The organism is Lentibacillus juripiscarius (genome assembly GCF_042685205.1).
Lineage (GTDB): Bacteria > Bacillota > Bacilli > Bacillales > Amphibacillaceae > Lentibacillus > Lentibacillus juripiscarius.
Genome location: NZ_JBHUNA010000025.1, coordinates 1 through 6,641, shown reverse-complemented (window position 1 = coordinate 6,641; position 6,641 = coordinate 1). Strand labels below are relative to the sequence as shown.

General features: G+C 42.1%; 3 protein-coding genes. All 3 read left to right on the top strand.

The features are described from left to right. Positions 1–94: 94 nt before the first annotated feature. On the top strand, positions 95–1,261 hold the full coding sequence (locus tag ACFSUO_RS12240; RefSeq protein WP_382394473.1) for an Rpn family recombination-promoting nuclease/putative transposase: 1,167 nt from the start codon (positions 95–97) through the stop codon (positions 1,259–1,261). 281 nt (positions 1,262–1,542) lie between these two features. Next, positions 1,543–2,790 (top strand): alkaline phosphatase family protein, encoded by a 1,248-nt coding sequence (locus ACFSUO_RS12235; protein ID WP_382394471.1) that lies wholly within the window; start codon positions 1,543–1,545, stop codon positions 2,788–2,790. 339 nt (positions 2,791–3,129) lie between these two features. Next, a complete protein-coding gene (locus tag ACFSUO_RS12230) occupies positions 3,130–6,558 on the top strand; it encodes a hypothetical protein (protein WP_382394469.1) in 3,429 nt (1,142 codons plus the stop codon). Positions 6,559–6,641 lie beyond the last annotated feature (83 nt).

Genomic DNA, 6,641 nt, shown 5'->3' with positions numbered 1-6,641 from the left:
GGAAGGCCAAAAGAACATCCTGTTTTAAAGTTAAAAGGACTTAGTTTGGAAGTATGAATAATTCAGGTCCATATAAATTAAAGGAAGTGTTTTTATGGAAATGGCTTACCTGTACAATAAGAGAACCCCAGATTACACCGCATCTATTCAAGTAATGGAAGACCGAAGTAAATACTCCAAGGGCAAGCATGAAAATAACGAAAATAAGCAATCAAAGTTACTCAAACGTATCCCGCTGGAACGGCTGATGGATTTAAAGGTGGATTACGCCTTTAAGCAACTCTTTGGAAATGAAAAGAATAAAGAAATTACAGTTGTTTTTTTGAATGCAATTCTGCAAACAACAGGCAGAAACCGGATCAAAGATATATCATTTGAGAATACGGAATTCGGTGGGGAATATATTGATGACAAGCAGTCTAGACTGGATTTGTTAGTTGTGACGGAAGCGGATGAGTGGATTAATGTAGAAATTCAGTTTACAAATAAATATGATATGGTAAAACGTTCCTTGTATTATTGGTCAAAGACATACGCCCGTCCACTTGAAAAAGGAATGGCATATTCTGAGTTACGTCCGGTAATTGCGATAAACATCTTGAACTTTAATCTTTTTGATGAAACAGAACGCTTCCATACCTCGTACCATTTATATGAAGATGAGGAGCAAGCCAGGCTGACGGATGTAATGGAGTTTCACTTTATAGAGATGGCCAAATTAATGAAAGATTGGAAACGTGATAAACTGGATCCGTGGGATAGTGTGTTGGCGAGATGGCTGCTGTTGCTTGGTATGGTCGATCATAGAAACGGGAAAGTATATGATGATATCTATCATGAATTGGAGGAGATTTCCTTGAAGGATGAATCGTTGCGTGAGACCTTTCAAAACTGGGAAGAGTTGAGTACGAAACAGGAACAGCGCCTGATGTACGATTCACGTTTGAAACAGATCATGGATGAGGAAGCGGCCCAGCGTGAATTTGAATTGCGCACACAGGAGGTAGAGCGAAGGGAACAAAAGGTGGAGAAAGCGATGCAAGAGGCAGAACAAAAAGCAAAAGAGGCAGAACAAAAAGAAAAAGAGGCAGAACAAAAAGAAAAAGAGGCAGAACAAAATGCAAAAGAAGCAGAACAAAATGCAAAAAAAGCCATTACCCGCAAACTTTTAGAAGAAGGTATGGAAATAGAGTTTGTTGCAGATTCCACTGGTTTGACCAGGAATAAAGTTATGGAAATCCAGCATGAAATGCGAAAATGAGACGTTATGAGCATTCTAAGGCTGAGAAGCTGGTGCCTGTCACTCCCAAATTTTGTCGAATGAAATTCAATCCAACTCCAGGTTGTGTTTAATAGTATTTAGGAAATAAATGGGGGTGCTCACATCCATGAATTGATTTTTGAATTGTTCGATAATAAAATAAAGCTAAGGAAGTGGCTAGTATAAAGTATCACCCGGGTGGCAGGAAGAGTAAGGTTGTGTATCGTTGAAGTGAAGTGTTGCTAAAGTTGCTGCTATCTTTTTACGGGAGTTGGATATTTATGAATGATTCCATGTTTAAGAAGCTACCCAATCATGGGGGTATCGTTCCTCGTTATGATGGTTTTTCGACCGTTAATTTGGTATCCAGTTTATTAAAGCATTATGGTGTGCGGGAGTTGCCATCGCCTGTGCTTGATTCGAGTATCTTGAAGACGGGTCTGTTTGATGGTGTCAAAAATGTGGTTTTTGTAATCGTTGATGCGCTTGGGTATAATCAGCTTCGCCACTATATGTCATCCGGTGCCATGCCGAATATGGAACGATTTGTTAAAAATGCCGAGGACGGAAATGGTTTGTTTCAGCCACTGACAACTGTTTTTCCTTCAACGACTGCAGCAGCACTGACGGCCATTTATACAGGGGCCATTCCGACGAAACATGGGTTATCCAGTTTTTCAGCTTACATTCCTGAAATAGAAGATGTTGCCAATCTGGTATTCTCCTATTCTTTCTCGGATGGCAAGAAGATCGAAAATTTTCATCCTTTCCTGCAGCAGCCATCCATTTCGCAGTTCTTATCGGATATGAATATCACTTCAACATCTATTACAGACAAAAGTTTCAAAGGCTCACTGTTAAGCGCGGTACATCATAGAGCCAGTGTTTTTTCAGGCTACAGTTTTCCATCAACGATCCCCACGTTAGCTGTCGATGCGTTGCGTGCAAATGAGCAAAATTTCATTTCTGTCTATTGGCCTGGTCTCGACGCGTGTGCGCATAAATATGGGCCGTTTAGCAAGGAAACGGAAGATGAAGCCCATGCTGTTGATGCGACTTTTAACCGGATTGTGCAGCAGCTTAAAGATACAAAAGGCGGTATGGATGATACATTATTTGTCCTGACAGCGGATCATGGTCAGGTATTAAATGATGAAGACCAATCTCTGAATCTCAATTCGCATCCGGAATTGTTGTCAAAGCTTCGACTTCCGCCGGCCGGTGAGCGGCGTTCTTTGTATCTTTATCCGAAAAAGGGTGGGGAGCAGGCTGTCAGGGAATGGGCACAGGAAAAAGGGGCAACTGTTTTCACCCGTGAGGAAGCACAGCTGATTGGATTAGTTGGTGACGATAAGATGGATGCAAATTGGGCTAAGCGGATCGGTGAACTAATCGTCTTGCCTCCTGGGAAATCACAGTGGGTTTATGATCCACCAATGGCCGGCGGTTCGTTGAGTTTCTTTAGAGGCGCACACGGTGGTTTGCATGAAGACGAAATGCTTGTTCCGTGTTTGATGTGGAGAGGCTGATTCTTCTGGGTTGAACTAGTTTTCGCAATGTACGGTAGCGGGCATCATGTTAGTGATATTTCAGACATACATCATAATGTACATGGGTTAATCAAGAATATCATCAAATTATAATGACCGTAGCACGATTGATATGAAAAAAGAGAAGGCATTTCATGAAATAGAGGTGTCTTCTTTTTTAGTTTCAATTACTCAACCAGTTTTAAATATCCCACCTGGATGTAAGTTTTTCGTTAAAAGAAGATAAGGATCCGGTTAAGTTGTACAGTGAACGATTGCGGGTCTTCTATGACATACCAAAAGTTGAGGCAGAATAGGTTTGCGGAAAGGAGGAGCGTCATGGATCATTTACAAACCGGGGCAAGACGGCGAATCGTTAAGGAAGAGCTGCAGCAGCTGGAAGACGCACAATACATATCATCTGACGTATACATACAAGTTGTGGATGCTCATGAACAGTATTATGCAGATCTTGAACAAAAGGAAGCTGAAGCAGAAAAAGCAATGCAAGATAAGGGCGTCCCGGATGAAAATCAGTCACATGAATTTCCGGCTACGGAACCGGTTAAAGAAAAGAAAACATTATCACCGCAAGAAATTCGGGAGCGCAATATTACTTGGTCATTAAATCTTGGGGTCGTTCTGCTGCTTATTGGCGGTATGGTTCTTGCTACAAGTACGTGGGAAACACTGACCAATTGGATGAAGTCAGGATTAATTGCACTTGTTTCCTTGTTGTTTTTTGGTCTTGCCTTGTTTACGATGCGTGTTTTGAAAATAAAAAAAACGGCATTTGCATTTTATGTGCTTGGCAGCTTGTTTCTCCCGATAGCGATTTTATCCGTCGGCTTTTTTGAGTTACTCGGTCTTTATTTTTCATTTACTGGTGACGGGCGTTATTTATTTGGGGCTGCCGGCAGTATTATTATTCTGCCAATCTACCTTGGGCTTGCGGACAAACTATCATCACGACTGTTCGTCTGGTTCTCCTATGTTTCAATGACGGTTTTTGCAGGCTTTTTATTGGCGGCGTTCTATTTGCCAGTAGAAGGATTTTACCTTGGGATCATGTTGTTTCATGCATTTCTTCTATTCATCTACATCAGGGTGAAGGATAACCAGCGTATCGCGTTGTTCATGAAGGAATTTGTTCTCTATATTCAATGTAGTCTGGTTCTCTCTACATTTCTGATGCTCCTTTTTTATGATCACGACCTGTTGTATGGCTTTAATTTGCTGCTTACGGCGACTCTTTATTTTGCCATGATTTATGTAACAGAGCATAAGGAATATAGTTTTATCTTCAGCGCTATGCTTGTTTATGGTGCATACCAGCTGATTGAGTTCTCTGCTGTACAGCAAGCTGGTGCCATTGTTTATGCTTTATTAGGGTTTGTCTTTTTGGCGATCCCCAAATTCATGGAAGATGATCATGCATTAAAAAGAATCTTTCGTTATACAAGTGCTGTTGTGTCTGTGTGTGCATTTTTGTACATCAGTATGGAAGGGATCTTTCTGAGAATGAATGAGCCGTCGCTTGTCTTGCTGCTGGCATATGTCCTGATAGCATTAAATTTTGCGTTCCTTTCGAACATGACAAACCGGGTTTTGTTTGCTTATTTAAGCCCTGTTTTTTTGATGAGTGCTCTATTTGAAGTTGTTTTGTTTGGCCGGGAATGGTTTGGTTATGACGGATTAATGCTGCCACTGTTTATCATGGGGCTATTTCTCTATGTCGTCTTTGGTTGTTTGTTGCAACTGTCCTTTTTAGAGGGGATGAAGGAAAGTTCCCGGGATGTTGGCGGTGTTGTTATGCTGCTTGCTGTTTTGGCGGAGTTTTTTATTATGAACTGGTGGCAGGCAGGGACAATGCTGTTACTTATAAGCATAACTGCATTACTTATGGAAGGATATGAGGGAAGGACCGCTCTAACGAAAAGCTCCTCATGGATTCATGCTGTATCACTGGGGTTTGCCGCTATGATGTTCTATGCTGCAACGGCAGGAGATGCTTTATATGAATACGTTGGTCCAATGGAAGCGGAGAGCCTTGTTCTGGCAGGTCTTGTTGTACTGCTGGCAAGCTATGGATGGCAGCAAGTTGATCGAATTGCGTTTGCGGAGCATGTGTTTTTTACAGCTTATGGATTTTATGGGCTGGGAATGTGGCTAACATTCAGTCTTGACTTTGATGCTGTATTGCGTGCGGTAATCATGCTTGGTGGAGTGGCAATGGCTTATTTGCTTTACCGGAAAACAGGATGGAGGGTCGTATCGTATGTTGTCAGCGGTATTTCCTTAATGTTTTACATGACCGTCCTTTATGTGCTCCATTCGGAAATGGCGATTCAATCGGATCTTTTTCAGTCATTGCAATTCGAGATCGGCGCGGTTTTGCTCCTGATTGTCGGTGTCTTGGCCGGCAAGTTTGATGCTCATATCAGGAAAAGTTTCTGGTGGGCAGGGCATCTTTTCTTGCCGTTCGCTTTGCTGACGAGTTTTCTGCTTTTTGAGGAAAAAACGGTCTGGGCATTTTTGATAGCTGCTGCTGTTTATGGCATAAGCCTTTGCTGGGCTAAGGCAGAGTGGGTGATCTTAAGCTTTTTGTATGGCTGTTTTACTGCGTTTTGGATTGGAATGGTTCAACTGTTTGACTTGTTGAATCTCGACGAACACATTCAATATGCGACACTGCTTACGAGTATCGCAGTTGCCGTTTTATGGAACTTCAGCAAAAAGAAGTGGACGAGAAGAATCGCATTTTACGTTGTTCCTTTTTCTGTATTTGGCATGTTCCTATTCACGCTGGCACCGAATGTTGATACGACGTTATTTGTTGTGATACTGCTTTATGCTTTGATGACGCTATTTATGATGCATCGGGAAAAATGGGATCTGTTTAATGTTGCTCCGCTTGTACTTGTCTATGGTGTTTTATGGCTATATGATGAAGCGCTTCCATCCCTGGAATACGTCATGCTGTTTAGACTTGTTGTGTTTGCCGGGGTTCTTATGGTGGCTGGTTTGCTCATGTATCCAGTTATCTATCAGGAGCAGGGGAATAGGGAAATACCATACAAGGTAGATTGGTACTCGATCATCGGTTTTGCTACGCTGTGCAGTTTATATGCCGTTTTGGCCGAAGCACTATGGACAAAACTGCTGCCCGGACTGCTAATTTCACTTTACTTGATATGGCAGCGGAAACGCATTCCATTTGTTCCGGCAAAATGGATTGTTTTCGGTGCAAGCGTCTTTTTGCTGCAGCCATATTATGTGTTACTTGGAAATACACAGGTTCCGGATATAATCGAACGGGAATTGTATGTTTTGCCATGGGTGGCTGCCGTTATTGCTCTGAGAAAAGTCTCAGATAGGAAGTATAAAAGACTTGTTAACTATGTCCAATGGGCTGTTCTCGTTATCGTTTCGCTCATGCTTATCCAGGATGGGTTGGCAAGTTCGACAATTTATGATGCATTGATCATAGGTGGGCTTTCCCTCGCCTCGATGCTTGGTGGGATGGCCTATCAGAGGAAGGCATTCTTCTTTGTCGGTGCAGGCGTATTATTGTTGAATGTTTTTCTGCAAACTCGGACTTATTGGGGAAATCTGCCATGGTGGGCGTACCTTTTGATAGCCGGATCCATTTTAATCGCAGTGGCAAGCTATAATGAATGGCACAAGCAAAAAGTAGCAAATGGCGGCACAACAATGGCATCCAAGGTCTATCAAAAGGTGATACAGAAGATAAAACAGTGGGAGTAGGTGGGTTTGGTGCTGGTGCCTAGTATAGTAAATAGATAGATAAACAAACAAAAACCATCGTTTTCGTTGTAAAATGGGAGTAC

Excerpts from the sequence above, each read along its gene's own strand:
- ACFSUO_RS12230 (WP_382394469.1), top strand. The coding sequence starts at position 3,130 with ATGGATCATTTACAAACCGGGGCAAGACGGCGAATCGTTAAGGAAGAG.
- ACFSUO_RS12240 (WP_382394473.1), top strand. The coding sequence starts at position 95 with ATGGAAATGGCTTACCTGTACAATAAGAGAACCCCAGATTACACCGCA.
- ACFSUO_RS12235 (WP_382394471.1), top strand. The coding sequence starts at position 1,543 with ATGAATGATTCCATGTTTAAGAAGCTACCCAATCATGGGGGTATCGTT.